26 protein-coding genes and 1 riboswitch are annotated in these 25275 nt (G+C 61.8%); of the genes, 11 read left to right on the plus strand and 15 right to left on the minus strand.

Features of this window, described 5'->3' with window-relative positions; translation table 11 throughout:
• The first annotated feature begins 8 nt into the window (after positions 1-8).
• The 4 genes from hlyD to QMZ29_RS14770 are packed head-to-tail and all read left to right on the plus strand — an operon-like array spanning position 9 to position 5010.
• Positions 9-995: a secretion protein HlyD gene (hlyD, locus tag QMZ29_RS14755; RefSeq protein WP_049203804.1), complete on the plus strand. Its 987-nt coding sequence runs from the start codon at positions 9-11 to the stop codon at positions 993-995.
• Between the two features lie 8 nt (positions 996-1003).
• Entirely contained in the window at positions 1004-2740 is a 1737-nt protein-coding gene (locus QMZ29_RS14760) for an ATP-binding cassette domain-containing protein (protein ID WP_261424266.1), read from the plus strand.
• The gene (locus QMZ29_RS14765; RefSeq protein WP_261424268.1) at positions 2737-3891 is read left to right on the plus strand and encodes an ABC transporter permease; all 1155 of its coding nucleotides are present in this window, start codon (positions 2737-2739) and stop codon (positions 3889-3891) included. The genes QMZ29_RS14760 and QMZ29_RS14765 overlap by 4 nt, the downstream gene beginning before the upstream one ends.
• A 12-nt stretch (positions 3892-3903) precedes the next feature.
• Positions 3904-5010: an ABC transporter permease gene (locus QMZ29_RS14770; RefSeq protein WP_049208965.1), complete on the plus strand. Its 1107-nt coding sequence runs from the start codon at positions 3904-3906 to the stop codon at positions 5008-5010.
• 70 nt (positions 5011-5080) lie between these two features.
• Here the strand turns inward: QMZ29_RS14770 and QMZ29_RS14775 are convergent, their stop codons facing one another.
• The 6 genes from QMZ29_RS14775 to moaA all read right to left on the minus strand — a co-directional run bounded on the left by QMZ29_RS14775 (position 5081) and on the right by moaA (position 8643).
• Complete coding sequence (locus tag QMZ29_RS14775; RefSeq protein ID WP_033637508.1) at positions 5081-5791, minus strand: Bax inhibitor-1/YccA family protein; 711 nt, start codon at positions 5789-5791, stop codon at positions 5081-5083.
• A 130-nt stretch (positions 5792-5921) separates the two neighbouring features.
• Positions 5922-6389: a molybdopterin synthase catalytic subunit MoaE gene (gene moaE, locus QMZ29_RS14780; RefSeq protein WP_004939764.1), complete on the minus strand. Its 468-nt coding sequence runs from the start codon at positions 6387-6389 to the stop codon at positions 5922-5924.
• Between the two features lie 2 nt (positions 6390-6391).
• A complete protein-coding gene (gene moaD / locus QMZ29_RS14785) occupies positions 6392-6637 on the minus strand; it encodes a molybdopterin synthase sulfur carrier subunit (protein ID WP_004939768.1) in 246 nt (81 codons plus the stop codon).
• Positions 6634-7113, minus strand: coding sequence for a cyclic pyranopterin monophosphate synthase MoaC (gene moaC, locus QMZ29_RS14790; protein WP_004939770.1), 480 nt, complete (start codon positions 7111-7113; stop codon positions 6634-6636). Before moaC ends, moaD begins: the two co-directional genes overlap by 4 nt.
• A 3-nt stretch (positions 7114-7116) precedes the next feature.
• Complete coding sequence (gene moaB, locus QMZ29_RS14795; RefSeq protein ID WP_025301928.1) at positions 7117-7632, minus strand: molybdenum cofactor biosynthesis protein B; 516 nt, start codon at positions 7630-7632, stop codon at positions 7117-7119.
• A gap of 24 nt (positions 7633-7656) precedes the next feature.
• Entirely contained in the window at positions 7657-8643 is a 987-nt protein-coding gene (gene moaA, locus QMZ29_RS14800) for a GTP 3',8-cyclase MoaA (RefSeq protein WP_004939778.1), read from the minus strand.
• Positions 8630-8774, minus strand: a riboswitch (molybdenum cofactor riboswitch). Its footprint overlaps the gene before it by 14 nt.
• Before the next feature lie 260 nt (positions 8775-9034).
• Here moaA and QMZ29_RS14805 point away from each other — a divergent pair.
• A complete protein-coding gene (locus QMZ29_RS14805) occupies positions 9035-9952 on the plus strand; it encodes a gluconeogenesis factor YvcK family protein (RefSeq protein WP_025301926.1) in 918 nt (305 codons plus the stop codon).
• Between the two features lie 6 nt (positions 9953-9958).
• On the opposite strand, the gene QMZ29_RS14810 is transcribed toward QMZ29_RS14805, so the two are convergent.
• Both QMZ29_RS14810 and uvrB read right to left on the minus strand, forming a co-directional pair.
• A complete protein-coding gene (locus QMZ29_RS14810; RefSeq protein WP_004939783.1) occupies positions 9959-10225 on the minus strand; it encodes a VF530 family protein in 267 nt (88 codons plus the stop codon).
• A 100-nt stretch (positions 10226-10325) separates the two neighbouring features.
• The gene (gene uvrB / locus QMZ29_RS14815; protein ID WP_025301925.1) at positions 10326-12338 is read right to left on the minus strand and encodes an excinuclease ABC subunit UvrB; all 2013 of its coding nucleotides are present in this window, start codon (positions 12336-12338) and stop codon (positions 10326-10328) included.
• A gap of 1112 nt (positions 12339-13450) precedes the next feature.
• Here uvrB and QMZ29_RS14820 point away from each other — a divergent pair.
• Both QMZ29_RS14820 and QMZ29_RS14825 read left to right on the plus strand, forming a co-directional pair.
• Entirely contained in the window at positions 13451-14161 is a 711-nt protein-coding gene (locus tag QMZ29_RS14820) for an ATP-binding cassette domain-containing protein (protein WP_089180645.1), read from the plus strand.
• A 129-nt stretch (positions 14162-14290) separates the two neighbouring features.
• A complete protein-coding gene (locus tag QMZ29_RS14825; protein ID WP_025301922.1) occupies positions 14291-15925 on the plus strand; it encodes a hypothetical protein in 1635 nt (544 codons plus the stop codon).
• Between the two features lie 53 nt (positions 15926-15978).
• Here the strand turns inward: QMZ29_RS14825 and bioD are convergent, their stop codons facing one another.
• Genes bioD through bioB form a run of 4 tightly spaced genes read right to left on the minus strand, consistent with a single transcriptional unit; the run spans position 15979 to position 19591 of the window.
• Positions 15979-16659 (minus strand): dethiobiotin synthase, encoded by a 681-nt coding sequence (bioD, locus tag QMZ29_RS14830; RefSeq protein WP_164099927.1) that lies wholly within the window; start codon positions 16657-16659, stop codon positions 15979-15981.
• The gene (bioC, locus tag QMZ29_RS14835) at positions 16652-17419 is read right to left on the minus strand and encodes a malonyl-ACP O-methyltransferase BioC (RefSeq protein ID WP_261424287.1); all 768 of its coding nucleotides are present in this window, start codon (positions 17417-17419) and stop codon (positions 16652-16654) included. Before bioC ends, bioD begins: the two co-directional genes overlap by 8 nt.
• On the minus strand, positions 17403-18554 hold the full coding sequence (bioF, locus tag QMZ29_RS14840) for an 8-amino-7-oxononanoate synthase (protein ID WP_261424289.1): 1152 nt from the start codon (positions 18552-18554) through the stop codon (positions 17403-17405). Before bioF ends, bioC begins: the two co-directional genes overlap by 17 nt.
• Positions 18554-19591 (minus strand): biotin synthase BioB, encoded by a 1038-nt coding sequence (gene bioB / locus QMZ29_RS14845; protein WP_025301918.1) that lies wholly within the window; start codon positions 19589-19591, stop codon positions 18554-18556. Before bioB ends, bioF begins: the two co-directional genes overlap by 1 nt.
• Positions 19592-19679: 88 nt before the next feature.
• On the opposite strand from bioB, the gene bioA reads away from it, so the two are divergent.
• Complete coding sequence (bioA, locus tag QMZ29_RS14850; RefSeq protein ID WP_049208971.1) at positions 19680-20954, plus strand: adenosylmethionine--8-amino-7-oxononanoate transaminase; 1275 nt, start codon at positions 19680-19682, stop codon at positions 20952-20954.
• A 4-nt stretch (positions 20955-20958) separates the two neighbouring features.
• Here the strand turns inward: bioA and QMZ29_RS14855 are convergent, their stop codons facing one another.
• Complete coding sequence (locus tag QMZ29_RS14855; protein WP_025301916.1) at positions 20959-21360, minus strand: YkvA family protein; 402 nt, start codon at positions 21358-21360, stop codon at positions 20959-20961.
• Between the two features lie 2 nt (positions 21361-21362).
• Positions 21363-21638, minus strand: a complete 276-nt coding sequence (locus QMZ29_RS14860) for a metal/formaldehyde-sensitive transcriptional repressor (RefSeq protein WP_025301915.1) — start codon at positions 21636-21638, stop codon at positions 21363-21365.
• Positions 21639-21716: 78 nt separating this feature from the next.
• On the opposite strand from QMZ29_RS14860, the gene dmeF reads away from it, so the two are divergent.
• Positions 21717-22685 (plus strand): CDF family Co(II)/Ni(II) efflux transporter DmeF, encoded by a 969-nt coding sequence (dmeF, locus tag QMZ29_RS14865; protein WP_075200607.1) that lies wholly within the window; start codon positions 21717-21719, stop codon positions 22683-22685.
• Positions 22686-22717: 32 nt separating this feature from the next.
• The gene (locus tag QMZ29_RS14870; RefSeq protein ID WP_025301913.1) at positions 22718-23200 is read left to right on the plus strand and encodes a kinase inhibitor; all 483 of its coding nucleotides are present in this window, start codon (positions 22718-22720) and stop codon (positions 23198-23200) included.
• 67 nt (positions 23201-23267) lie between these two features.
• Here the strand turns inward: QMZ29_RS14870 and pgl are convergent, their stop codons facing one another.
• Positions 23268-24263, minus strand: coding sequence for a 6-phosphogluconolactonase (pgl, locus tag QMZ29_RS14875; protein WP_060432612.1), 996 nt, complete (start codon positions 24261-24263; stop codon positions 23268-23270).
• A gap of 178 nt (positions 24264-24441) precedes the next feature.
• Here pgl and QMZ29_RS14880 point away from each other — a divergent pair, with 178 nt between their 5' ends.
• Positions 24442-25260: a pyridoxal phosphatase gene (locus QMZ29_RS14880; RefSeq protein ID WP_060433834.1), complete on the plus strand. Its 819-nt coding sequence runs from the start codon at positions 24442-24444 to the stop codon at positions 25258-25260.
• Positions 25261-25275: the final 15 nt, after the last annotated feature.

The raw sequence follows: 25275 nt of genomic DNA on the forward strand, positions 1-25275 counted from the left end.
GGAGTGTTATGAACAAAAAACGCAGTGCCTTGATCGTGTTGTTAATTCTGCTGATCGCGGCCGTCGCATACGGGGTTTGGCATTACCAACAGCAGCAGGATCGGCCGCTGACGCTGTACGGCAACGTCGATATTCGCACGGTCAACCTCGGCTTTCGCGTCGACGGGCGCCTGGCGTCGCTGACGGTGGATGAAGGCGATACCGTTCAGCCGGGCCAGCTGCTTGGCAAGCTGGACGATGCCCCCTACCGCAACGCGCTGCAGCAGGCCGAAGCCAACGTCGGCAGCGCGCGCGCCAAACTGTCGCTGCTGCAGGCCGGCTACCGTAGCGAAGAGATAGCCCAGGTGCAGTCAGAAATGGCGCAGCGCCAGTCCGCCTTCACCTATGCCGACAGCTTCCTGAAACGCCAGCAGGGGCTGTGGGCGAAAAACGCCACCTCCGCCGACGCGCTGGAGGATGCGCGCACCGCCCGCAATCAGGCGCAGGCCAACCTGCAGGCGGCGAAGGACAAGCTGTCGCAATACCGCAGCGGCAACCGCCCGCAAGAGATTGAACAGGCCAAGGCCGACGTGGCGCAAAGCGAAGCGGCGCTGGCGCAGGCGCAGTTGAACCTGCAAGACGCCACGCTGATCTCCCCTTCCGCCGGCACGGTGCTGACCCGCGCGGTGGAGCCGGGCACCATGCTCGGCGCCGGCGGCACGGTATTCACCCTGTCGCTGACCCGGCCGGTGTGGGTGCGCGCCTACGTCAACGAAACCAGCCTGAACCAGGCGGTGCCCGGCACCGAACTGGAGATCTACACCGACGGCCGCCCCGACAAGCCTTACCACGGCAAGATCGGTTTCGTCTCGCCGACCGCGGAATTCACGCCGAAAAGCGTTGAAACGCCGGACCTGCGCACCGATCTGGTGTACCGCCTGCGGGTGATCGTCACCGACGCCGACGACGCGCTGCGCCAGGGCATGCCGGTCACCCTGCGCTTCGCCAAACCCTGAGGCCGGCTATGGAACAGGCGCACACCATTGAGCTGGAAGGGCTGGAGAAGCGCTTCCCGTCGCTTGAGAAACCGGCGGTCGCCAGCCTGACCACCACCCTGCGCAGCGGCGCGGTCATCGGACTGGTCGGCCCGGACGGCGCCGGTAAAACTACCCTGCTGCGCATGCTGGCCGGGCTGCTGCAGCCCAGCAGCGGCAAGCTGCGGGTCGCCGGGCTGGATCCGATCGCCCAGGATCGTCAACTGCACGCGATCCTCGGCTATATGCCGCAGAAGTTCGGGCTGTATGAGGATCTGACGGTGATGGAGAACCTGACGCTGTACGCCGATCTGCGCGGCGTCACCGGCGATCTTCGCCGCCAGACCTTCGAACGGCTGCTGAAATTCACCGATCTGACTCGCTTCACCGAGCGCCTGGCGGGCAAGCTGTCCGGCGGCATGAAGCAGAAACTCGGCCTGGCCTGCACGCTGGTGGGCGAACCTCAGGTGCTGTTGCTGGATGAACCGGGCGTCGGCGTCGATCCGATCTCGCGCCGCGAGCTGTGGCGCATGGTGCACGAGCTGGCCAACGACGGCATGTTGATCTTGTGGAGCACCTCTTACCTCGATGAGGCCGAGCAGTGCCGCGAAGTGCTGCTGCTCAACGAGGGCGAGCTGCTGTTCAGCGGCGCGCCGCAGGCGCTGACCCGCCGTATGGCCGGGCGCACGGTGTTGATCGCCGCGCCCCCCGGCAGCCATCGATCGTTGCTGCAGCGGGCGATCTGCCTGCCGGCGGTCACCGACGGCGTGATCCAGGGCAAGTACCTGCGCCTGATCCTGAAAGAAGGCGAAGATCACCGGCAGCTACTGCAGGCGCTGGATCTGCCGGACGCCGAACTGAACGAAGCGGATCCGCGCTTCGAGGATGCGTTTATCGATCTGCTCGGCGGCGGCCCCAACCATCGCTCGGCGCTGGCGGAGATCATGCCGACCGTCAACGGCGCAAGCGGTGAAACGGTGATCGAAGCGGTTCAGTTGACCAAGAAATTCGGCGATTTCGCCGCCACCGATCACGTCGATTTTCAGGTGCGGCGCGGCGAAATTTTCGGCCTGCTCGGCCCGAACGGCGCCGGCAAGTCCACCACCTTCAAAATGATGTGCGGCCTGCTGGTGCCATCCGGCGGCAAGGCGCTGGTGCTGGGCATGGATCTGAAAACCAGTTCCGGCAAAGCGCGCCAACGCCTCGGTTACATGGCGCAAAAGTTCTCGCTGTACGGCAACCTGACGGTGGCGCAGAACCTGAAGTTCTTCTCCGGCGTCTACGGCCTGAGCGGCAAGGCGCAGCGCAAAAAAATCGACGAGATGTCCCACGCCTTCAACTTCGCGCCGATCCTCGATCAAACGCCGGACGCGCTGCCGCTCGGCTTCAAGCAGCGCCTGGCGCTGGCCTGCGCGCTGATGCACGAACCGGATATTCTCTTCCTCGACGAACCGACTTCCGGCGTCGATCCGCTGACGCGGCGCGAGTTCTGGCTGCACATCAACGGCATGGTCGACAAGGGCGTCACGGTGATGGTGACCACCCACTTTATGGACGAAGCGGAGTACTGCGACCGCATCGGCCTGGTCTATCGCGGCAAGATCATCGCCGCCGGCACGCCGGACGATCTCAAACAGCAGGTGGCGCGCGACGACAATCCTAACCCCTCGATGGAGCAGGCGTTTATCGAGCTGGTTCAGGGCTACGACGAGGAGGAATCACGGTGAGCGATAACCGTACCCCCATCGACGACGGCGGCTTCTCCTGGCGCCGACTGCGCGCGCTGTGCCTGAAGGAAACGCGGCAGATACTGCGCGATCCCAGCAGCGGCCTGATCGCCTTCGTTATTCCGCTGATGCTGCTGTTCATCTTCGGCTACGGCATCAACCTGGACTCCAGCAAGCTGCATCTGGGCATTCTGATGGAGCAACAGAGCGAAGACGCGCGCGATCTGGCCCAGGCGTTTGCCGGCTCGCCCTATATCGAACCGACCATCAGCGACAACCGCCAACAGCTGATCCAGCAGATGCAGGCCGGCACGATACGCGGCCTGGTGGTGATCCCGGTGGATTTCGACCAGCGCATGGCGCGCCCGCACGACAGCGCCCCTGTCCAGGTGATCACCGACGGCAGCGAGCCGAACACCGCCAACTTCGTGCAGGGCTATGCCCAGGGCGTATGGCAAGTTTGGCAGCAGCAGCGCGCCGCCGATCGAGGGAGCAGCGACAAGCCGCTGATTGACGTGCAGATGCGCTACTGGTTCAACCCGGCGGCCATCAGCCGGCACTACATCATTCCCGGCGCCATCACCATCATCATGACGGTGATCGGCGCCATCCTCACCTCGCTGGTGATCGCCCGCGAATGGGAGCGCGGCACCATGGAAGCCCTGCTGTCCACCCAGGTGACGCGCAGCGAGCTGCTGCTCTCCAAGCTGATCCCATATTACTTCCTCGGTATGATCGCCATGGCGCTGTGCATGGCGGTGGCGGTGTGGGTGCTCGGCGTGCCCTATCGCGGTTCGCTGCTGATCCTGCTGCTGATCAGCAGCCTGTTCCTCGCCAGCACCCTCGGCATGGGCCTGCTGATCTCCACCCTAACCCGCAACCAGTTCAATGCGGCGATGGTGGCGCTGAACGCCGCCTTCCTGCCGTCGATCATGCTGTCCGGCTTCATCTTCCAGATCGACAGCATGCCGGCCATCGTGCGCGCGGTAACCTACATCATTCCGGCGCGCTACTTCGTCAGCACGCTGCAAACGCTGTTCCTGGCGGGTAACGTCGGCACCGTGCTGGTGATCAATCTGTTGTTCCTGATTGCTTCCGCCGTGGTGTTCATCGGCCTGACGGCCTGGAAAACCCAGCGCCGGCTGGATTGAGGAGAAAGAGCGATGTTTCATCGTCTGTTGACGCTCATCATCAAGGAAATGCAGGCGCTGCTGCGCGATCCGCAAACCCGTGCCATTTTAATCATGCCGGTGATCCTGCAGGTGCTGCTGTTCCCGTTCGCCGCGACGCTGGAAGTCACCAACGCCACCATCGCGGTCTACAGCGAAGACAGCGGCCAGGCCTCGGTGGAGTTGACCCAGCGCTTCGCCAAGGCCAAGGCCTTTCAACACGTGCTGCTGCTGCGCAGCCCGCAGGAGATAAAGACCACCATCGATAACCAACGGGCGCTGCTGCTGATCCGCTTCCCGGCGCAGTTCTCGCGCGATATCGCCACCGGCAACACCGCGCCGCTGCAGCTGCTGCTCGACGGGCGCAACTCCAACAGCGCGCAGATCGCCGCCAACTACGTACAGCAGATCGTGCAGGAATATCAGAAGGAGCTGCTCGGCAACCGCGCCAAACCCAACAACAGCGAGCTGGTGGTGCGCAACTGGTATAACCCGAATCTGGACTACAAATGGTTCGTGGTGCCGTCGCTGATCGCCATGATCACCACCATCGGCGTGCTGATCGTCACCTCGCTGTCGGTGGCGCGCGAACGCGAACAGGGCACGCTGGAACAGCTGCTGGTCTCGCCGCTCACCACCTGGCAGATCTTTATCGGCAAGGCGGTGCCGGCGCTGATCGTCGCCAGCTTCCAGGCCAGCATCGTGCTGTTGATCGGCATCTTCCTGTATCAGATCCCGTTCGCTGGATCGCTGCTGCTGTTCTACGCCACCATGTTGATCTACGGGCTGTCGCTGGTCGGTTTCGGCCTGCTGATCTCGTCGCTGTGCGCCACTCAGCAGCAGGCGTTTATCGGCGTGTTCGTGTTCATGATGCCGGCGATCCTGCTCTCGGGGTATGTCTCGCCGGTGGAGAATATGCCGGTGTGGCTGCAGGATCTGACCTGGGTGAACCCGATACGCCACTTCACCGACATCACCAAGCAGATCTACCTGAAGGACGCCAGCTTCAGCATTATCTGGCGCAGCCTGTGGCCGCTGCTGGTGATCACCGCCACCACCGGCAGCGCCGCCTACGCGCTGTTCCGCCGCAAGATCGCATAAAAAAAGCTCTGCATGTCACATGCAGAGCTTTTTGATCGCCAGATACCCTAAGGCTTGAAAGACAAGGGATTTAGCGGCGGTTGCCGAAGATACGCAGCAACATCAGGAACAGGTTGATGAAGTCGAGATACAGCGTCAGCGCGCCGACGATGGCGTACTTGCGGAAGCTGTCTTTATCATCGGCGTTCAGCTGCTCACCCATCGCCTTGAGTTTTTGCGTGTCGTAGGCGGTCAGACCGACGAACACCACCACCCCGATGTAGGTAATCGCCCACATCAGCGCGGTGCTTTTCAGCCAGATGTTCACCAGCGAGGCCAGCACGATGCCGATCAGCGCCATGAACAGCATGCTGCCGAAGCCGCTCAGATCGCGCTTGGTGGTGTAGCCGTACAGGCTCATGGCACCGAACATGCCGGCGGTGACCACAAAGGTGCTGGCGATCGAGCTGTAGGTGTAGGCGATGAAAATGCTCGACAGCGTCAGCCCGGTCAGCGCCGAGTACAGCATGAACAGCGAGGTGGCCACCGCGCCGCTCAGGCGGTTGACCATGCCGGAAATCACGAACACCAGCGCCAATTGGGCGATGATCAGACCGAAGAAGGTGATCTGGCTGGAGAAGATGAAGTTGAGGATCGCGGGCGTGTTGGCCGCATACCAGGAAACGAACGCCGTCAGCAGCAGACCGCAGGTCATCCAGCCGTAAACCTGCGCCATGTAGGCCTGAATGCCGCTGTTGGCACGTTCGACGATTGAACCATTAGAGCGTGGATATCGGTCCATGACGGTTACCTTTTGCGTTATAAACAAGATTCCGAAGCCCCGCGAACGGGGCTTCGCCTGCTATAAGCGTACCACAGAATAGGCCGCGCGAAAGCGGCAAAGGTCTTGATTTGTTTCCGCTGTTGACGCGTTATTTAGCCGCGTCGTGCCAGCGTTGCGCGGCCTCGCGATCGCTGTCGCGAGCGTCCACCCAACGATCACCCTGGCCCGTGGCTTCGCGCTTCCAGAACGGGGCGCGGGTCTTCAGATAGTCCATGATGAATTCGCTGGCGGCGAACGCCATGCTGCGGTGTGCGCCGGTCACGCCGACGAACACGATCTCGTCGCCGGGATACAGCGCACCGACGCGGTGGATCACCGTCACGCGCTGCAGCGGCCAACGGCTGCGCGCCTCGGCCACGATCTCCGCCAGCGCCTTCTCGGTCATGCCGGGGTAGTGTTCCAGCGTCAGCGCGCTGACGTCGTCCCCAAGGTTATGGTTGCGCACCTTGCCGGTGAAGGTCACCACCGCGCCATCGGCGTCGCACTGCGCCAGCCACTGGTACTCATCGCCGACGTTGAACGGCGCTTCGCCCACGCGAATGCGGGTATTTTCCATGCTTACCCCCCGGTAACCGGCGGGAAGAAGGCCACTTCATCGCCGGCACGCAGCGGGTGATCCGCCGCCACCAGCGACTGATTGACCGCCGCCAACAGCTTGCCGGATTCCAGCGCCAGCGCCCAGCGATCGCCGCGCGCACACAGCGCCTGGCGCAGCGCCTCGACGGTCGGGTAATCCGCCGGCATCGACAGCGCGCCGGTGCCCACCAGTTCGCGCACCTGCGCGAAGAAAAGAATATCGATCATGCGTTCACCTTAAAATCACCGGATTTGCCGCCGCTTTTCGCCAGCAGGCGCACCGGGCCGATCACCATGTCTTTCTGTACCGCTTTGCACATGTCATAGATGGTCAATGCCGCCACCGAGGCGGCGGTCAGCGCTTCCATCTCGACGCCGGTTTTGCCGGTCAGCCGGCAGCAGGTTTCGATGCGTACCCGGCTGTGCTCCGTTTGCGCCTCTAGCTGCACTTCGACTTTGCTCAACATCAGCGGGTGGCACAGCGGGATCAGTTCCCAGGTGCGTTTGGCCGCCTGAATGCCGGCGATGCGCGCCGTGGCGAACACGTCGCCCTTGTGATGGCTGCCGTCGACGATCATCGCCAGCGTGGCGGGCAACATCTCGACGAAGGCTTCGGCGCGCGCCTCGCGCACCGTTTCGGCCTTGGCGGATACGTCGACCATATGGGCTTCGCCGGCGGCGTTAATGTGGGTTAGCTGTGTCATGACTCAGGGCTTCTTCAAATGGGGCTGGAAGTTGCACGGGCGATGGCGCGCGTCCAACTGCTCTTCGATAATCCGCTCCCAGGCGGTGCGGCAGGCGCGGGTGGAGCCCGGCATGGCGAAAATCACCGTGCGGTTCGCCAGGCCGGCCAGCGCGCGCGACTGGATCGTCGCGGTGCCGATCTCTTCGTACGACACCATGCGGAACAGTTCGCCGAACCCTTCCACCTCTCTGTCGAACAGCGGCAACAGCGCTTCCGGCGTGTTGTCGCGCGCGGTAAAACCAGTGCCGCCGGTGATCAGCACCGCCTGCACGTTGTCATCGGCGATCCACGCGGAAACCCGTGCGCGGATCTGGTAAATGTCATCTTTGACGATGGCGCGATCCACCACCTGATGGCCGGCTTCCTGCGCCGCGTCCTGCAGATATTGGCCGGAGGTGTCTTCCGCCGCGCCGCGGCTGTCGGACACGGTCAGGATGGCGATATGCGCCGGAATAAACTCGCTGCTCGCATGGCTCATGGTTCAATAAGCTCCTATTGGCTGTCAGCCGCCGATAAACGACAGGTTCTGGGTGATCCCGCTGTTGCCCTGATGCAGGAAATGGGTCTGCTTCTTGCTCAGCAGCCCACTCTGGATGCGCGCCTTCAGCGCGTCGAGCTGGCCGTCATCCGCCAGCAGATCGCGCAGAGGCACCCCCTGCTCGCCGAACAGACACAGGTGCAGATTGCCGATGGAAGAAACGCGCAGCCGGTTGCAGCTGGCGCAGAAATCTTTTTCATACGGCATGATAAGACCCACCTCACCCTGGTAGTCCGGGTGGCTGAACACCTGCGCCGGACCGTCGCTGCGGCCGCGCGCCTGGCGCTGCCAGCCCTGCTGCTCCAACTGCCGGCGAATCACTTCGCCGGAAACGTGGTGTTTGCGAAACAGCTCGCCGCCCTCGCCGGTTTCCATCAGTTCGATAAAGCGCAGCTGGATCGGCCGATCCTTGATCCAGGCGAGAAAGGCGCCAAGTTGCTGGTGATTGACGTCGCGCATCAGCACCGCGTTGACCTTGACCTTGCTGAAACCGGCGCTGAAGGCGGCGTCGATGCCGTCCATCACCTGGCGGAACTTGTCCTGGCCGGTGATGGCGTGAAACTGGCGGGGATCCAGGCTGTCGACGCTGACGTTGATCGCCGTCAGACCGGCGTCACGCCAGGCGGCGACGTCGCGCGCCAGACGGTAGCCGTTAGTGGTGACCGCCAGGGTACGGATGGCCGGGTTTTCCCGCACGGCGGCGATGATCTCGGTAAAATCGCGGCGCAGCGAAGGCTCGCCGCCGGTCAGGCGCACCTTTTCGGTGCCCAGTTCGGCAAACGCGCGGCTGACGCGGCGGATTTCATCCAGCGACAGGAAGCTTTTCGGGCTGCCGCTCGGCTTGTAGCCGTCGGGCAGACAATAGGTGCAACGAAAGTTGCACACGTCGGTGATCGACAAACGCAGGTAATAGAACTTGCGCTCATAAGCATCAATGAGTTGCGGTACCATAACACCTTTCCAAAGTCGGGAGATGCGAGCGTTTCCCCTCTGCACCCTGGTGGCTAACTTCGCCACGGCCCAGGCGCCATATCGTTCCGGATGAACAACGTAGGCGCAGGGGCTAGGAGTTTGATTTCTCTTCCCGCTACCTTGAGTAGCCGGAATGAAACCGTGGTTTTCAGCAGAATTCTAGCGCTAATCGGCAACGATAGCCAACGCGTTAATTCGCTATATAATTGTCTATACAGCGTTTTTAGACGCCGCCTATTCGGGTAAACCATGATAAACATCGCTTGCGTGGACGAATTGACCAGAATCACGCAAATGACACTCTTTATCGCGTTTTTATGCCGGATCCGCTACCTTATGCGGGCAGTTCAGACCCTTTGTAAGGAAATTTATGCGTAATCGTACCCTGGCCGATCTCGACCGCGTGGTGGCGTTGGGCGGCGGACACGGCCTGGGCCGTGTGATGTCGGCCCTGTCGTCCTTAGGCTCCCGCCTGACCGGCATCGTCACCACCACCGACAACGGCGGTTCCACCGGCCGCATCCGCCGTTCGGAAGGCGGCATTGCCTGGGGCGATACCCGCAACTGTCTCAACCAGCTGATCACCGAACCGAGCGTCGCCTCGGCGATGTTCGAATACCGTTTCAGCGGCAACGGCGAACTGGCCGGCCATAACCTGGGCAACCTGATGCTGAAAGCGCTGGATCACCTGAGCGTGCGCCCGCTGGAAGCGATCAATCTGGTGCGCAGCTTGCTGAAGGTGGACGCGGCGCTGATCCCGATGTCGGAGCAGCCGGTGGATTTGATGGCGCACGATCACGAAGGCAATCACGTTTACGGTGAAGTGAATGTCGATCAACTGGCCCACATGCCGCAGGAGCTGATGCTGTCGCCCCCGGTCAACGCCACGCGCGAAGCGCTGGACGCCATCGCACAGGCCGACGTGATCCTGATCGGGCCGGGCAGCTTCCTCACCAGCCTGATGCCACTGCTGCTGCTGGACGATCTCACCCAGGCGCTGCGCCGCAGCAGCGCCAGCATGATCTATATCGGCAACCTCGGCCGCGAGCTGAGCGTGGCCGCCGCGGCGCTGTCGTTAAAGGATAAGCTGACGCTGATGGAAGAGAAGATCGGCCGCCGGATGATCGATGCGCTGATCGTCGGCCCGGCGGTGGATGCCAGTGAAGTGCAGGATCGGGTGGTGATTCAGCAACCGCTGGAAGCGAGCGACATCCCCTACCGCCACGATCGCCAGCTGCTGCGCCAGGCGCTGGATCACGCGCTGGTGGAGCTGGCCGCGCGCCGCTGACCGAATTTAACCGTCTCGCCCGCGCAGCCAGGGATTATCGCTGGCTGGGGCGGGATGGCTGACCATATCGATATACAGATCTTCCACCTCTTTGCGCGCCCAGGGCGTGCGACGCAAAAACTTCAGGCTGGACTTGATGCTCGGATCGCTGCGGAAGCAGTTGATGCGAATGCGCGCGCCCAGTTCGGACCAACCGTAGTGATCCACCAGTTTATTCAGCAGTTGCTCCAGCGTTACGCCGTGCAGCGGGTCTTTAGACTGGTGTTGGCTCATGTTCGGTACTCTTCGTGGTCAAATCGGGCCGCACACCATAACAGCTTTGGCGCGGCCGACAAGGAATTTTGACGCCCACGGCGCGGGCGCCGTCCAACGGTCAGGAAATCGCGATGAACTGCTCGCGCAGCTGGTGGATTTCGTCGCGCAGCGCAGCCGCCTGCTCGAACTCCAGGTTTTGCGCGTGGGTGTACATCTGCGCTTCCAGATCGCGAATTTTCTGATCCAGCGCTTTCGGCGTGAGGTTCTGCAGCTGAGCGCCGCCCTCCACCGCCTTGCCCTTGCCTTTGCTCTTGGTGCGGTTGACCGGTTGGCCGATCTGCAGAATGTCGCCGATCTTCTTGTTCAGCCCCTGCGGCACGATGCCGTTGGCTTCGTTGTAGGCCTGCTGCTTGGCGCGGCGCCGCTCGGTTTCACCGATCGCCTTGGCCATCGAATCGGTGATGCGATCGCCATACAGGATCGCCTTGCCGTTCAGGTTACGCGCCGCGCGGCCGATGGTCTGGATCAGCGAACGCTCGGAACGCAGGAAGCCTTCCTTGTCGGCGTCCAGAATCGCCACCAGCGACACCTCAGGCATGTCGAGCCCCTCACGCAACAGGTTGATGCCCACCAGCACGTCGAACTCGCCCAGACGCAGGTCACGGATGATTTCGACCCGTTCCACGGTATCGATGTCCGAGTGCAGGTAGCGCACGCGCTCGCCATGCTCTTCCAGGTATTCGGTCAGGTCTTCCGCCATGCGTTTAGTCAGGGTGGTCACCAGCACGCGCTCGTTGATCGTCGCGCGCTTGCGGATCTCGGAGAGCAGATCGTCCACCTGGGTGGCGACCGGCCGCACTTCCACGATCGGATCCAGCAACCCGGTCGGCCGCACCACCTGATCGATCAGATCGCCGCCGGATTTCTCCAGCTCATATTTGCCCGGCGTCGCGGAAACATAGATGGTCTGCGGTGCCAGCGCCTCAAACTCCTCGAAGCGCAGCGGGCGGTTGTCCAGCGCCGACGGCAAACGGAAGCCGTACTCCACCAGCGTTTCCTTGCGCGCGCGGTCGCCCTTGAACATCGCGCCGATCTGCGGAATGGTGACGTGGGATTCGTCGACCACCAGCAGGCCGTCCGCCGGCAGGTAGTCGAACAACGTCGGCGGCGGCTCGCCCTCGGCGCGCCCGGACAGATAGCGCGAGTAGTTTTCGATGCCCGAGCAGTAACCCAGCTCGTTCATCATCTCCAGATCGAACTGGGTGCGCTGCGTCAGGCGCTGCTCTTCCAGCAGCTTGCTGTTGGCCAGCAGCACCTTGCGGCGGTCCGCCAGATCAACCTTGATCTCTTCCATCGCCTGCATGATCCGCTCACGCGGCGTCACGTAGTGCGATTTCGGGTAGATGGTAAAACGCGGCACCACCTGCTCAATCTGCCCGGTCAGCGGATCGAACAGCGACAGCCGTTCCACTTCTTCATCGAACAGTTCGACGCGCAGCGCCAGCTCGTCTGATTCCGCCGGGAAGATATCGATCACCTCGCCGCGCACGCGGAAGGTGGCGCGCTGGAAAGCCTGATCGTTGCGGGAATACTGCAGCTCCGCCAGGCGACGCAAAATGGATCGCTGATCGATGATCATGCCCTGAGTCAGGTGCAGCATCATCTTCAGGTAAAGATCCGGATCGCCCAGGCCGTAGATCGCCGACACCGACGCCACCACCACCACGTCGCGCCGCTCCAGCAGCGCCTTGGTGGCGGAAAGACGCATCTGCTCGATGTGCTCGTTCACCGAAGCGTCTTTTTCAATGAAGGTGTCGGAACTGGGCACGTAGGCTTCCGGCTGGTAGTAGTCGTAGTAGGAGACGAAGTACTCCACCGCATTCTCCGGGAAAAACGCTTTCATTTCGCCGTACAGCTGCGCCGCCAGCGTCTTGTTCGGCGCCAGCACCATGGTCGGCCGATTCAGATCGGCTATCACGTTGGCGATGGTGAACGTCTTGCCCGAACCGGTGACCCCCAGCAGCGTCTGGTGCGCCAGGCCGTCTTCCAGCCCCTCTTCCAGCTTGCGAATGGCTTCCGGCTGATCGCCGGCCGGTTTGAACTCGGAATGCAGTTTGAAAAGTTTACTCATTGCTCGGCTACCCTGTGGAGATGCGCGCGCTCAGGCGGCCAGCCGGCTCTGCGCCGGATATGGCCCCTAATTATGGAAAGTGTCGGCGATTTGCGCCAGTGCCCATGATACTGGATATAAAACCAGCTTCAAGCGGATTCGTCGCTGCACCCGGCACTGCGGCAATGTCGTTGCACCGTGACGTTACAGCCGGGTGACATTTTTATTGTCAATAACAGATTTATCCCCAGAACTTGCCGCGAATTAACTTATTGATAGCACCGCGTCGAAAAATCATACATAGAGACCTGATCAATACCCCTGCGTCTTGATTTTAGTTAATATATTGATATATAACAGTTTTAATAAAAAGACGAGAATGCGGGCAAAGCGAACACAACCCGCGTCCGCTCTCGCTTTACAGCGTTTTTCTAAATCTAATACACAAGGTTATCCACAGGAATAGTGGATAACTCTCACCGTCCCGCCCGGGGCGGGAGTTACGGAAAGAAAGCTTTTCGCCCTTTACACCCGCTAAAATGGCTTTTTTAGTTATTTTTTCATAAAAATATCGCTTTGTTTATGCCGATTAATACTAAAAATCCCCATTGCCAAAATCGCATCGGCCTCTTTCTCGCGGATCGCTCTTGACGGCGACGCAATGCCTTGCACCATGTCCTCACCAAAGGGCACCACAAGAGTGCAAAAAACGTCCGGGTTAACTTCTCGGCGTATTTTCAGGCCACCGCGGCAAAGCGCGTCAGGCCTGGCAGAGGGTTAACAAAGCGATAACATCCCCCCTTTTCGGCCAGTAGCAAAACTGGCCTGGGAGTTGCTTTATCTTTCAGCGTGCGAACGAGGCGCGACAGCATAATGCGCTGCCGAATGCGGCGTGCAACCACCGCCTGGCTACCCCTCGTAAAAGCGCGAGAACGACACCAAGTCGTCATAAACGTCGTTTTTCACGACATACTGACTGTCTTTCCGTCCACCGCAGACATTGCTCAGGTGAATCGGATGGACGGCATTTTGTTCCAGACATTGCCACACTCGGGAAATCAACCGCCAATGCGGCCTTTGTTGCACCCCACCAACGAGTGGATGGGCGCCTGTGTCTATGAGGAGAATGCCAAATGCTGAGCCTGAGATCGGTCAATCAATTTTACGGGCAAAATCATACCCTGTGGGACATCAACCTGGAGCTGCCGCGCGGCCAGTGTACCGTGCTGCTTGGGCGCAACGGTGTGGGCAAGACCACGCTGGTCAATTGCATCATGGGGCATGTGCCGGTGGTGAGCGGCAGCATGACCTGGCAGCCCGCGGATCAGCCGCCGCAAAATCTGCTGCTGCAACCGATGGAGCGCCGCGCCGCACTCGGCATCAGCCACGTCCCGCAAGGGCGGCAACTCTTCTCGCAGCTGAGCGTGGAGGAGAATCTGCAGGTGGCGCAGATGGCCGGGCGCGGTGCCCCTCGCCGCATTCCGCCGCTGATCTACAGCCTGTTTCCCAATTTGCGCCAGATGCGTACCCGCCGCGCCGGCGATCTGTGCGAAGGCGCTCAACGCCAGTTGGCGATCGGTCGTGCGCTGGCGCAGGAGCCGGCGCTGCTGATCCTCGACGAACCGACGACGGGCGTGCCCCCTTCAATCGCCGCCGACATCGGCAACGTGATCCGCAGGCTCAACTATGAGTTGGGCATGACCATTTTACTGGTAGAGCATCAGCTGCCGTTCGTGCGCCGGGTGGCGGATCGTTTTTGTCTGCTCGATAGCGGTCGCACCGTGGCGCACGGCGCGCTGGCGCAGCTGGATGAGGCGCTGATCGGCGCCGGGCTGACGGAGTAAGTGTTCGGGTGACCGATTAGGTTGCTGTTGTATCAGTCACGGCCGGTCTGTGCCTAATAGGCATGGGCCCGCCGTCTTTTCATACTCGATAGGGGCCACACCGACACCATAATATCGAGGGATATAAGCATGACAGACAACAACGCAGCATTTATTCAATACGTGGATTTACGCGACAAAAACTGGAGCCTGCAGGAACGTCTGAATATTGAAGGCATTTACGTCAGTTCGCGCGACGAACTGGTCGGGGCGCAGGACTTTATCATCAAAACGTTGAAACGTCCTGCGATTGTCAGATTCGCCGCACCTTTTGCCCTTTGGACGGCGCCTAAAACCGATATTAATGTCGGATTCGTCTATATCGACGGCAACGGCGTCAACATCACTACCGAGATCCCTAACGGCACGGAAAGCGACCATAACTACTTCCTGCGCTGCTATACCAGCAGCGGCGCGCTGGATAACAACGTTCCTATTCGACCGGCGCCGATCTTGAAAGATTTCACCGTCAAAGGCATTGGTGCCAAGGTTAACAAAGACAAGAATGAAACCCCGACCGAATATAACTATACCGATGGTATCCGTTTCCATTCGCCTGAAGGGCCGCTGGGCAACATCTCGGTGAATAACATCTATGTTTCCGGCTTCTACTTCGGTCTGTACTACGGAACCAATGCCTATATCGCCCACCATTACGCCTGTGAAATCATCCGCTGTTTTGAAAGTCTGCATATGCCCTCAACGAGCAGCGGAGCCCAAAACTTCGGCGAAGGTATCAACTTCTTCGGCGGCACCCTCGGCAATTCCCAGGGGCTGGCCGTTCGCAACGCTAACCCCAACGGCGCCTTCCGCCTGTTCGGCACCTCGATCGACTATGCCGGTTCGATAGCCTACGTTCAAGCCGGTAGCATTGAATTGCATGGCTGCCATATGGAATTCAACAACGATAATAGCCCGCTCACGGAAATCCCTTTCCGTTGCAGCGCCAATCAAAATGCATCGCTGTTGATTCACGGCGGCGAAATCATCGTCGCCGGCAGCCGACTGGCGCAAGCATCACTGTTTTACGCCGAGGCAGGCAGTAGTGGAATTATCGTCGACAGCGTGAAGTTCTATGGCGTAAGAACTGCCAGCGGTCGCTATTTCAGCGGTACCGGCGACTTTGTCATCGCCAATAGCCGACTGGATGGTGGTGGGGGTGGGGCCGGGATCCAGACGCTGGTCGGCGCCGTGAATAACAAACTCAAAGACGGCGATTTCGCCTTTTCCGCCAAACCGTTCGGCTGGGAAGTGACTGGCGGAACGATCGACGATCCCTTTACCTCTGACGCGGTGACTATCGGTATCGAAGCCGGCGCGGGCATCGGCGGCGGCAACGCCCTGAAAGTGAGCAAATTGGGCAACACCAATACCAACGCCGGGGTGAGAATGAGCGTGCCCGTCGCGCAGTATGAACAGCTGGGCGCCTGTTTTACCCTGAAAACGGTCAATGGCGGCACCGGCAATCTGTTTGCGACGCTACAGTACGCCTGTATTCAGGAGCATGCGGACAACGGCATCTCTATCGTTGCCAAAGCCGCGCCGGCAGCCTGGGATGCCGTCATGAAAGCCGATGCTTACACCGAGTACGCCGAATATCGTTTCAACGCCAATCGGCGAAAAGTCCCGGTCTGGGCGACCCATGTCGTCCTGACGTTCAACCTGTTTGCCCTGGCGAAAAATGGCGTGCTTTATCTCGATAACGCCTGCATTACCGCTATGTAAAAGCCAACGCCGGGCCATAAAACCCGGCGTTGTTACCAATCAGCCAGAACCTCTCACTGCGTCAGCAGGCTGATATCCAGATACTCCCCCAGCGGCGCCCGTTCGGCCTGCGGCAGGTGTGGTATTTCACCCAGCAGCGGCGCGGGCAGCATGCGGCGCAGCGTGGCCAGGTATTCCTGATGCCGCCGCCCCGGGGGCGCCACGTCGTTGGCGATCCAACCGGCCAGCGTCAACCCCGCCTGTTGCACCGCCTGCGCCGTCAGCACTGCGTGGTTGATGCAGCCCAGTTTAATGCCCACCACCAGGATCACCGGCAATTGTTCCTGCTGCACCCAGTCGGCGAAGGTGTACTCCGCCGACAGCGGGGTAAACCACCCGCCGGCGCCTTCGACCAGCACCCAGTCGGCGCGCTGCTCCAGCCGGCGCAGGCCGTCGGACAGCCGCGCCGCGTCGATCGGCCGACCTTCATCGGCGCTGACGATATGCGGCGAGGTCGGTTCGGCAAAAACGTAAGGGTTCACTTCGTCGTAACGGAGCGCCACGCCGCTGTTGGCTTGCAGCGCCAGCGCGTCGCCGTTGCGCAGCCCCTCGGCGGTCATCTCGCTGCCGGAGGCCACCGGCTTATAGCCGGCACTGCGGTAGCCCGCCCGGTTGGCGGCCTGCAACAAGGCGCTGCTGGCAACGGTCTTCCCCACCTCGGTGTCGGTGCCGGTCACGAACCAACGTTTAATCACGATAAATCACTCCATAAGCCAGATGATAGCTGAGGGGGAACTGCCCCTGCCGGCACGGGTAAGCCGCCTGCAACGCGGCGAGACGGCCTCGCGACATCAGGCCGCCCTCGCGCCCCTGATGCAAATGCGTCGCCCCGATGCCCTTGAGCGAGCGCATCAGCGTCATCACGTCCGGGTAGTTCAGGGTGCGTAACTCCGTGACCAGCTCGTGCCGGTATTCAGCACAGGCGGCGCGGATCTGCGCCAGCGGCAGGAAGGCGTTCACGTGGCGCTCGCCGTCCACCTGTTGCCAGGCGTCCCCCAATTCCTGCAGCGATCCCGCCGCCAACGTGGAAAACAGGATCACGCCGCCGGGGCGGGTCACGCGATACAGCTCCGCCAGCGCGGCGGGCAGATCGCTGCACCACTGCACCACCAGGCTGCTGAAACAGATGTCCATCGCCGCATCGGGCAGCGGTACCTGCTCGATATCGCCCAGCAGATAATGGTGCGCCGCCTGCCGTTGGCGGGCGACGTCCAGCATGCCCGGCGCCAGATCGAGCGCGGTCACCTGCTTGCCGCGCTCGCGCCACAGGCTGCTGAAATAGCCGGTGCCGCAGCCGGCGTCCAGCAGCCGTTCGCCCGGATGGGGACTTCCCATCCCCAGTAAGCGCTCGCCAACGTCACGCTGCAGCGCAGCGGCGGCATCGTAGCTGCCGGCGGCACGGCTGAAGGCCGAGGCGACCGCCTGTTTGTTCACCGTGTCATTGACTGACGTCATGCAATACCTCCAGCAGACGATCGATATCCTGCGGCTGATGCGCCGCCGTCAGGGTAATGCGCAGCCGCGCGCCGCCCGGCGGCACCGTCGGCGGTCGGATGGCGCTCACCCACATTCCGCACTCGCGCAGGCGGCTCGCCAGATCGAGCGCGCGCTGATTATCCCCCACCAGCAGCGGCTGGATGGCGGTGTCGGAATCCGTCAGGGTCAGCGCCAGCGGCGCCGCGCCCTGACGGAAACGCCGAATGTTGTCCTGCAGCCGGGCACGCAGTTCATCGCCCTCGCGAATGCAGGCCAGCGCCGCCTGCAGCGCGCAGGCTTGCGCCGGCGGCATTGCGGTGCTGTAGATTAGATGGCGGGCGAACTGCAGCAGATACTCGGCGGTCGCCTCATCGCACAGCACTGCTGCGCCGCTGACGCCGAACGCCTTGCCGAAGGTCGCCACCAGCAGTTCAGGGCGCACGCCCTGCTGCCAGCAGCTGCCGCGGCCTTGCTCACCGCGCACGCCGACGCCGTGGGCATCGTCCACCATCAGCCAGGCGCCCGCCGCGCGGGTTAAGCGATGCAGCTCCGCCAACGGTGCGCCGTCGCCGTCCATGCTGAACACCCCTTCGGTCACCGCCAGCCGCTGCCCGTCGCAGGGTTTGGCCAGCAGATCCGCCAAGGCCTGCGGCTGATTGTGCTGGAACCGGCGCAGCTCGGCCGGCGACTGCGCCGCCGCCTCCAGCAGCGAGGCGTGGCTGAGGCGATCGGCCAAAATGCGATCGCCCTTCTGCATCAACGCCGCCAGCACCGCCTGATTGGCGGCATAGCCGGAGATGAACAGCAGCGCGCGCGGATAGCCGAGCCACGCCGCCAGTTGCTCTTCCAGCGCCTGATGCGCCACGCTAAAGCCGGTGACGTGGCCCGACCCGCCGCTGCCGACGCCGTAACGCTGCGCGCCCTGCTGCCAGGCGGCGATCACCCGCGTATCCTGGCTCAGCCCCAGGTAGTCGTTGCCCGAGAAGTTCAGATAGAGACGATCGCCGAGCCGGATCTGGCGGCCGTTGCCGCCCTCGGTGGTCTGTCGCCGACGGTAGGCGGCGTTGAGACGCCGTTCTGCCAGCGCCTGTTCGATACGTTGTTGCCAGCTCATCACAGCGCCGCGTTGTAAAACTCGGCGGTATCGGCGTTCAGCAGCTGCTTAGCCAGCACCTGCTGTTGCTGGTTGTCGCCATGTTCGGTGGCGGTCTGCTGCGGGTTCAGCCCCAGCTTGCGGAACAGCTGCAGATCCTTGTCTTCTTCCGGGTTCGGCGTGGTCAGCAGCTTGCAACCGTAGAAGATCGAGTTGGCGCCGGCCATAAAGCACATCGCCTGCGTCTGTTCGTTCATCTGTTCACGGCCGGCGGAAAGGCGGACATAAGAGGACGGCATCATGATGCGCGCTACCGCGATGGTGCGGATGAAATCGAACGGATCGACGTCGTCGTTATCCGCCAGCGGCGTGCCTTTTACCTTCACCAACATGTTGATCGGCACGCTCTCCGGCGGTTTCGGCAGGTTAGCCAGCTGCACCAGCAACCCGGCGCGATCGCGCACCGTTTCCCCCAGCCCGACGATGCCGCCGGAGCACACTTTGATGCCGGCGTCGCGCACCTTGTCGAGCGTATCCAGGCGTTCCTGGTAGCTGCGGGTAGTGATGATGCTGCCGTAGAACTCCGGCGAGGTGTCGAGGTTATGGTTGTAGTAATCCAGCCCGGCCTCCGCCAGCCGTTCAGCCTGAGTGCCGTCAAGCGTGCCCAGCGTCATGCAGGTTTCCATGCCCATCGCTTTCACGCCCTGCACCATCTGCTGCAGATAAGGCATATCGCGCTCGTGCGGATTCTTCCACGCCGCGCCCATGCAAAAACGGGTCGAGCCGTTCGCTTTGGCCTTGCGTGCCGATTCCAGCACCTGCTCGACCTGCATCAACCGCTCCGACTCCAGGCCGGTCTTGTAGCGTGAGCTCTGCGGGCAGTATTTACAGTCTTCCGGGCAAGCGCCGGTCTTGATCGACAGCAACGTGCTGACCTGCACCTGACGCGGGTCGAAGTGCTGGCGGTGTACGGTTTGCGCTTCGAACAGCAGTTCCAGCAGCGGTTTATCAAACAGGGCCTGGGCTTGCCCTACTGTCCAGTGAATGCGGTCGGCCATCATGGCGTCTCCAAAACGAAAAAGTGTCGCCAGTTTAAATATTGCGGATATACTGTCAACCAATCTTAATTCAATTTGGTTTACAAGTATGTCTGTGACCGCTTCCGACCTGGCGTTTGACCAACGCCATATCTGGCACCCCTACACCTCCATGAGCCGCCCGTTACCCTGTTACCCGATCGAATCGGCCAGCGGCGTCGAACTGCAGCTGGCGGACGGCCGGCGTCTGGTGGACGGCATGTCCTCCTGGTGGGCGGCGATCCACGGTTACAACCATCCGCACCTGAATCAGGCCGCCAGCCAGCAGTTGGAGAAGATGTCACACGTGATGTTCGGCGGTATTACCCATCCGTCCGCCATCTCGTTGTGCCGTCGGCTGGTGGAAATGACGCCAGAGGCGCTGCAGTGCGTGTTCCTGGCGGACTCCGGTTCGGTGGCGGTGGAAGTGTCGTTGAAGATGGCGCTGCAGTACTGGCAAGCGCGCGGCGAGCGCCGGCAGCGCATCCTGACGCTGCGCCACGGCTATCACGGCGATACCTTCGGCGCGATGTCGGTCTGCGATCCGGACAACTCGATGCACAGCCTCTATCAGGGCTATCTGGCGCCGCACCTGTTCGCGACCGCGCCGCAGTGCCGCTTCGACGAAGAATGGCGTGAAGAAGATATTGCACCGTTCGCCGCGCTGCTGGAGCAGCACGCCGGTGAAGTGGCGGCGGTGATCCTGGAACCGGTGGTGCAAGGCGCCGGCGGCATGCGCATCTACCACCCAACCTACCTCAAGCGGGTGCGCGAGCTGTGCGATCGCCATCGGGTGCTGCTGATCGCCGACGAGATCGCCACCGGCTTCGGCCGCACCGGCAAGCTGTTCGCCTGCGAGCACGCGCAGGTGGTGCCGGACATTCTCTGCCTGGGCAAGGCGCTGACCGGCGGTTACATGACCCTGTCCGCCACCCTGACCACCCGCCATGTGGCGGAGACCATCAGCAACGGCGCGGCCGGCTGTTTTATGCACGGCCCGACCTTTATGGGCAATCCGTTGGCCTGCGCGGTGGCGGACGCCAGCATGGCGCTGCTGGCGGAAAATCGCTGGCAGGCGCAGGTGAGCGCCATCGAAGCCCAGCTGAAACAGGAACTGCTGCCGTTGGCGGCGCTGCCGAAGGTGGCGGACGTGCGGGTGCTGGGGGCGATTGGCGTGGTGGAGATGCGCGAACCGGTGAATGTCGCCGAGCTGCAGCGCGGGTTCGTCGAGCGCGGGGTATGGATCCGGCCGTTCGGCAAGCTGATTTACCTGATGCCGCCTTACATCATCGAAGCGGAACAGCTCAGCCGCCTGACCGCCGCCGTGGCCGCCGCCGCGCGTTAATGCCTTACCAATGCTGGTCCAGATAGCGGGCCAGCAACCCCAGACACAGCAGCCAGAGTAAAATGATCATCGCCGCCGCCATGCGGCCGGTGGGGTTGTCGACGCGTTTTTGCGCCTTCTCGCGCAGCTCGGCCATCAGCGGCTTGGGGATCAGGCGAACCGCCAGCATGATGCCCAACGGCACGATGATCACATCGTCCAGATAGCCCAACACCGGAATAAAATCCGGGATCAAATCGATCGGCGAGATCGCATAGCCGGCCACCAGCAGCGCGATCAGCTTGGCGTACCACGGGGTGCGCTTATCACGGGCGGCCAGCCACAGCGCGTAAATATCGCGCTTGATGCCTTTGGCCCAACGGCGCAGCCAGCCGAACCACGGCGTGCGTTTTTTCAGTGAAATCATGATTACTTCATATAAGAACGTAAAACGGTCATCAATTGCTCGATGTCCTGCTCGCGCTGCTGCGGCGTAGCGTCCGCGGCAGCCAGATGTTCGCGCACATGCCCTTCCAGCACCTGCGCCATCAAACCGTTGACCGCGCCGCGCACCGCCGCGATCTGCTGCAGAACAGCCGAACATTCGCCGCCGCTCTCCAGCGCACGTTCCAGCGCTTCGGCCTGCCCTTTAATGCGGCGCACCCGCGCCAACAGCTTCTTTTGATCTCTGTGGGTATGGCTCATCATTTCCGCCTGATTGTTATTTACTATACTGGGGTATAGTATATTTCAGCACACTATCTTTTGCTGAGGAACTTCACCATGACGTCTCACGCGCCCGTTTTGCACCGCGAACACAGCCACGTTTTTGACGATGGTAACCCATTGGCCGAAAGAAACACCAGATGGGCGGTGATACTCACCGCCAGTATGATGGCTATCGAGATCGCCGGCGGCTGGCTGTTTAACTCGATGGCGCTGCTGGCCGACGGCTGGCACATGAGTTCGCACGCGCTGGCGCTGGGCCTGTCGGTGCTGGCTTACGGCGCCGCACGCCGGCTGGCCAAAGATCGCCGCTTTAGCCTCGGCACCTGGAAGATCGAAGTGCTGGCCGGTTACACCAGCGCGGTGTTGTTGGTGCTGGTGGCGGCGCTGATGCTGTTTCAGTCTGGGCAGCGGCTGCTGAATCCCAGCCCGATTCATTACAACGAAGCCATCGCCATCGGCGCGATCGGGCTGGCCGTCAACCTGCTCTGCGCCTGGCTGTTGCGCGGTGGCGGCCATCATCATCATCACGGGGATGACCACGACGACACTCATCATGACCTCAACCTGCGTTCCGCCTATGTTCACGTGCTCGCCGACGCCGCCACCTCGGTACTGGCGCTCATCGCGCTGTTCGGCGGTAAGCTTTGGGGCGCCGCCTGGCTCGATCCGCTGATGGGCATCGTCGGCGCGGCGATGGTGGCCGCCTGGGCCTATAGCCTGATGCGCGATAGCGGAAAGATTTTGCTGGATGCCGAAATGGACGCCCCCGTGGCGCAAGACATCCGCCAGGCCCTGGCCGCTTCCGGCCACGCGCTCACGTTGACCGATCTGCATGTAGGCCGCATCGGCAAAGGAAAATATCATTGCGTCCTCGCCCTGAGCAGCGCCGATCGCGCCCTCACCGCCGATCGGGTGCGCCAACTGTTGGCCACACATCCCGAACTGGTGCATGTCACCGTCGAGATCAACCGTCCGCCGTTGGCGCAAGGGGTTGTATTGTTCCACCGAAAAGATCTAGCTTAAGGGTCCGCGTTTATCGACAACTGGGAGTCATTATGGCTTTTCGTTTGTACAGCAACGATCTGCAGGACGGCGGCACAATGCCGCAGACGCAGGTCTTCAACGGCATGGGCTACCACGGCGATAACCTGTCGCCGCACCTGGCCTGGGACGGCGTGCCCGCCGGCACCAAGAGCTTCGTCGTCACCCTGTACGATCCCGATGCCCCGACCGGCTCTGGCTGGTGGCACTGGGTGGTGGCCAATATTCCGGCCGACGTGCGTGAGCTGCCGCAGGGCGCAGGCTCCGGTAAAGCGCCGCTGCCGAGCGCCGCGCTGCAAACCCGTACCGACTTCGGCTCAGCCGGTTACGGCGGCGCAGCGCCGCCGAATGGCGAAAGCCACCGCTATCAGTTCACCGTGCATGCGCTGGACGTAGAAAGCATTGAGGTGGATGAAGGTTCCAGCGGCGCGCTGGTGGGCTTTAACGTGCATTTCCACAGCCTCGGCAGCGCCACGCTGACAGTGATGTTCAACTGATCTCCCACCCATAAAAAAGCGCGGCTCAACCGAACCGCGCTTTTTCCATACTCGTCTGACCGCCGAATTACTTCGCCAGCACGCTGACCCACATCGGGCCTTTGCCCACCGGATAACGTGCCAGCGTGGTCAGCTCGCCGCTGGCCTGGTCAATTTCATGCACCGCGATGTGATCGGACTTCTGGCCGGACGAAATCACGAAGCGGCCGCTGTGATCGATATTGAAACCGCGCGGCTGCGTTTCGGTCGGATAATAGCCGACCACGCTCAGCGTGCCGCCGTCTTCGGAAACGCTGAAAAGGGTCAGAATGCTGGCGGTGCGATCGCTGGTGTACAGGAAACGGCCGTTCGGCGTGATATGAATGTCCGCCGCCCAGCGGGTGCCGTCGAAGTCGGCCGGCATGATATCCAGTGTTTGCGTCACGGTGTATTTGCCGCCGTTTTCCGAAATGGCCAGCACGTCTACCGTGCCGTTCAGCTCATTGACGCAGTAAGCGAACTTATCGTTGTGGTGGAATGCCATATGGCGCGGACCGGCACCGGCGGCGATATCCACCGCCTCCTGCACGTGCGGCGTCAGCTGGCCCGTCAGGCTCAGGTTGAACAGGCGGATGCGGTCCTCTTTCAGACACGGCACCAGCACCAGCTGGTTGGTCGGATCGATGTTCGCCGAGTGCGGCGCGTTCAGGCCGTCAATCTGCTGAATAGGCGCCGTCACCACGCCGTCATGGCCGATCGGGCTGATGCTGGCGCAGTTGCCGCTGTAGGAGGCGGAGAACAGGTAACGCCCCTGCAGATCGGTGGAGATATGGGTCGGGCTGCCCGGCAGCGGCGCCATGCCGGCCTGCTGCAGCGTGCCGTCCGCCTCGATGCGGTAGCTGACGATGCCGAACGCCGGACGCACGCCGACGTACAGGTGGGTCTTGTCCGGATGAAGGGTCATCGGCTGCACCTGGCCCGGCACGTCAACGGTTTGCAGCAGCGCCAGCGCGCCCGCGTCGTCCAACTGCCAGACGTGGATCTGCTGGCTCTCCGGGCTGGCGACATAAACGATTTGCTTCATGTGTTCTCCTTGCAAAGGGTAAAAGAGGAACCGGTTTCAGGCCGTTCGATTGCTCCTAGCTTACCGCACATCCGTCGCATGGCAACCCTGCTTAGCACCGGATGTTCACGCGGTTTTCTCCGTTGGCTATCCGGTGTACCATCGGATTAATTTTATGGCTAACGATAACGAGAACCCTATGAGCTACCGCGTCATCGCCCTCGATCTTGACGGCACCCTGCTGGACAATCAAAAACGCATCTTACCGCAGTCGCTGGAAGCGCTGGCGCTGGCGCGCGCCGCCGGCGTCCAGGTGGTGGTGGTCACCGGCCGCCATCACGTCGCCATCCATCCGTTCTACCAGGCGCTGCAGATAGACACGCCGGCCATCTGCTGCAACGGCACCTACCTGTATGATTTTCAGCAGAAAAAGGTGCTGGCCGCCGATCCGCTGGCGAAAGATCAGGCCAAACAGGTGCTGCAGATGCTCAAACAGACCGACATTCACGGGCTGATGTACGTTGACGACGCCATGCTGTATCAGGAACCGAGCGGCCACGTGACCCGCTCGCTGGCCTGGGCCGAAACCCTGCCGGCGGCACAGCGCCCAACGCTGCTGCAGGTCGGCAGCCTGGCGCAGGCGGCCGACGACGCGCAGGCGATCTGGAAATTCGCCACCTCGCACGCCGATATTCCTGCGCTGCGCGAGTTTGCCGACACGGTGGAAAAAGAGCTGGGGTTGGCGTGCGAATGGTCCTGGCACGATCAGGTGGATATCGCCAAAGGCGGCAACAGCAAAGGCAAGCGCCTGCGCCAATGGGTGGAATCGCAGGGACTGAGCATGGATCAGGTGGTGGCGTTCGGCGACAACTACAATGATATCAGCATGCTGGAAGCGGTCGGTTTGGGCGTGGCGATGGGCAACGCCGATGACGCGATCAAGGAACGCGCCGATCTGGTGATCGCCGATAACCTGCAGCCGGGCATCGCCGAGGTGATCCGCACCCGCGTACTCTAGTCTTTTCGCCCTCCC

The organism is Serratia sp. PF-27 (assembly GCF_030053255.1).
GTDB classification, from domain to species: Bacteria; Pseudomonadota; Gammaproteobacteria; order Enterobacterales; family Enterobacteriaceae; genus Serratia; species Serratia bockelmannii.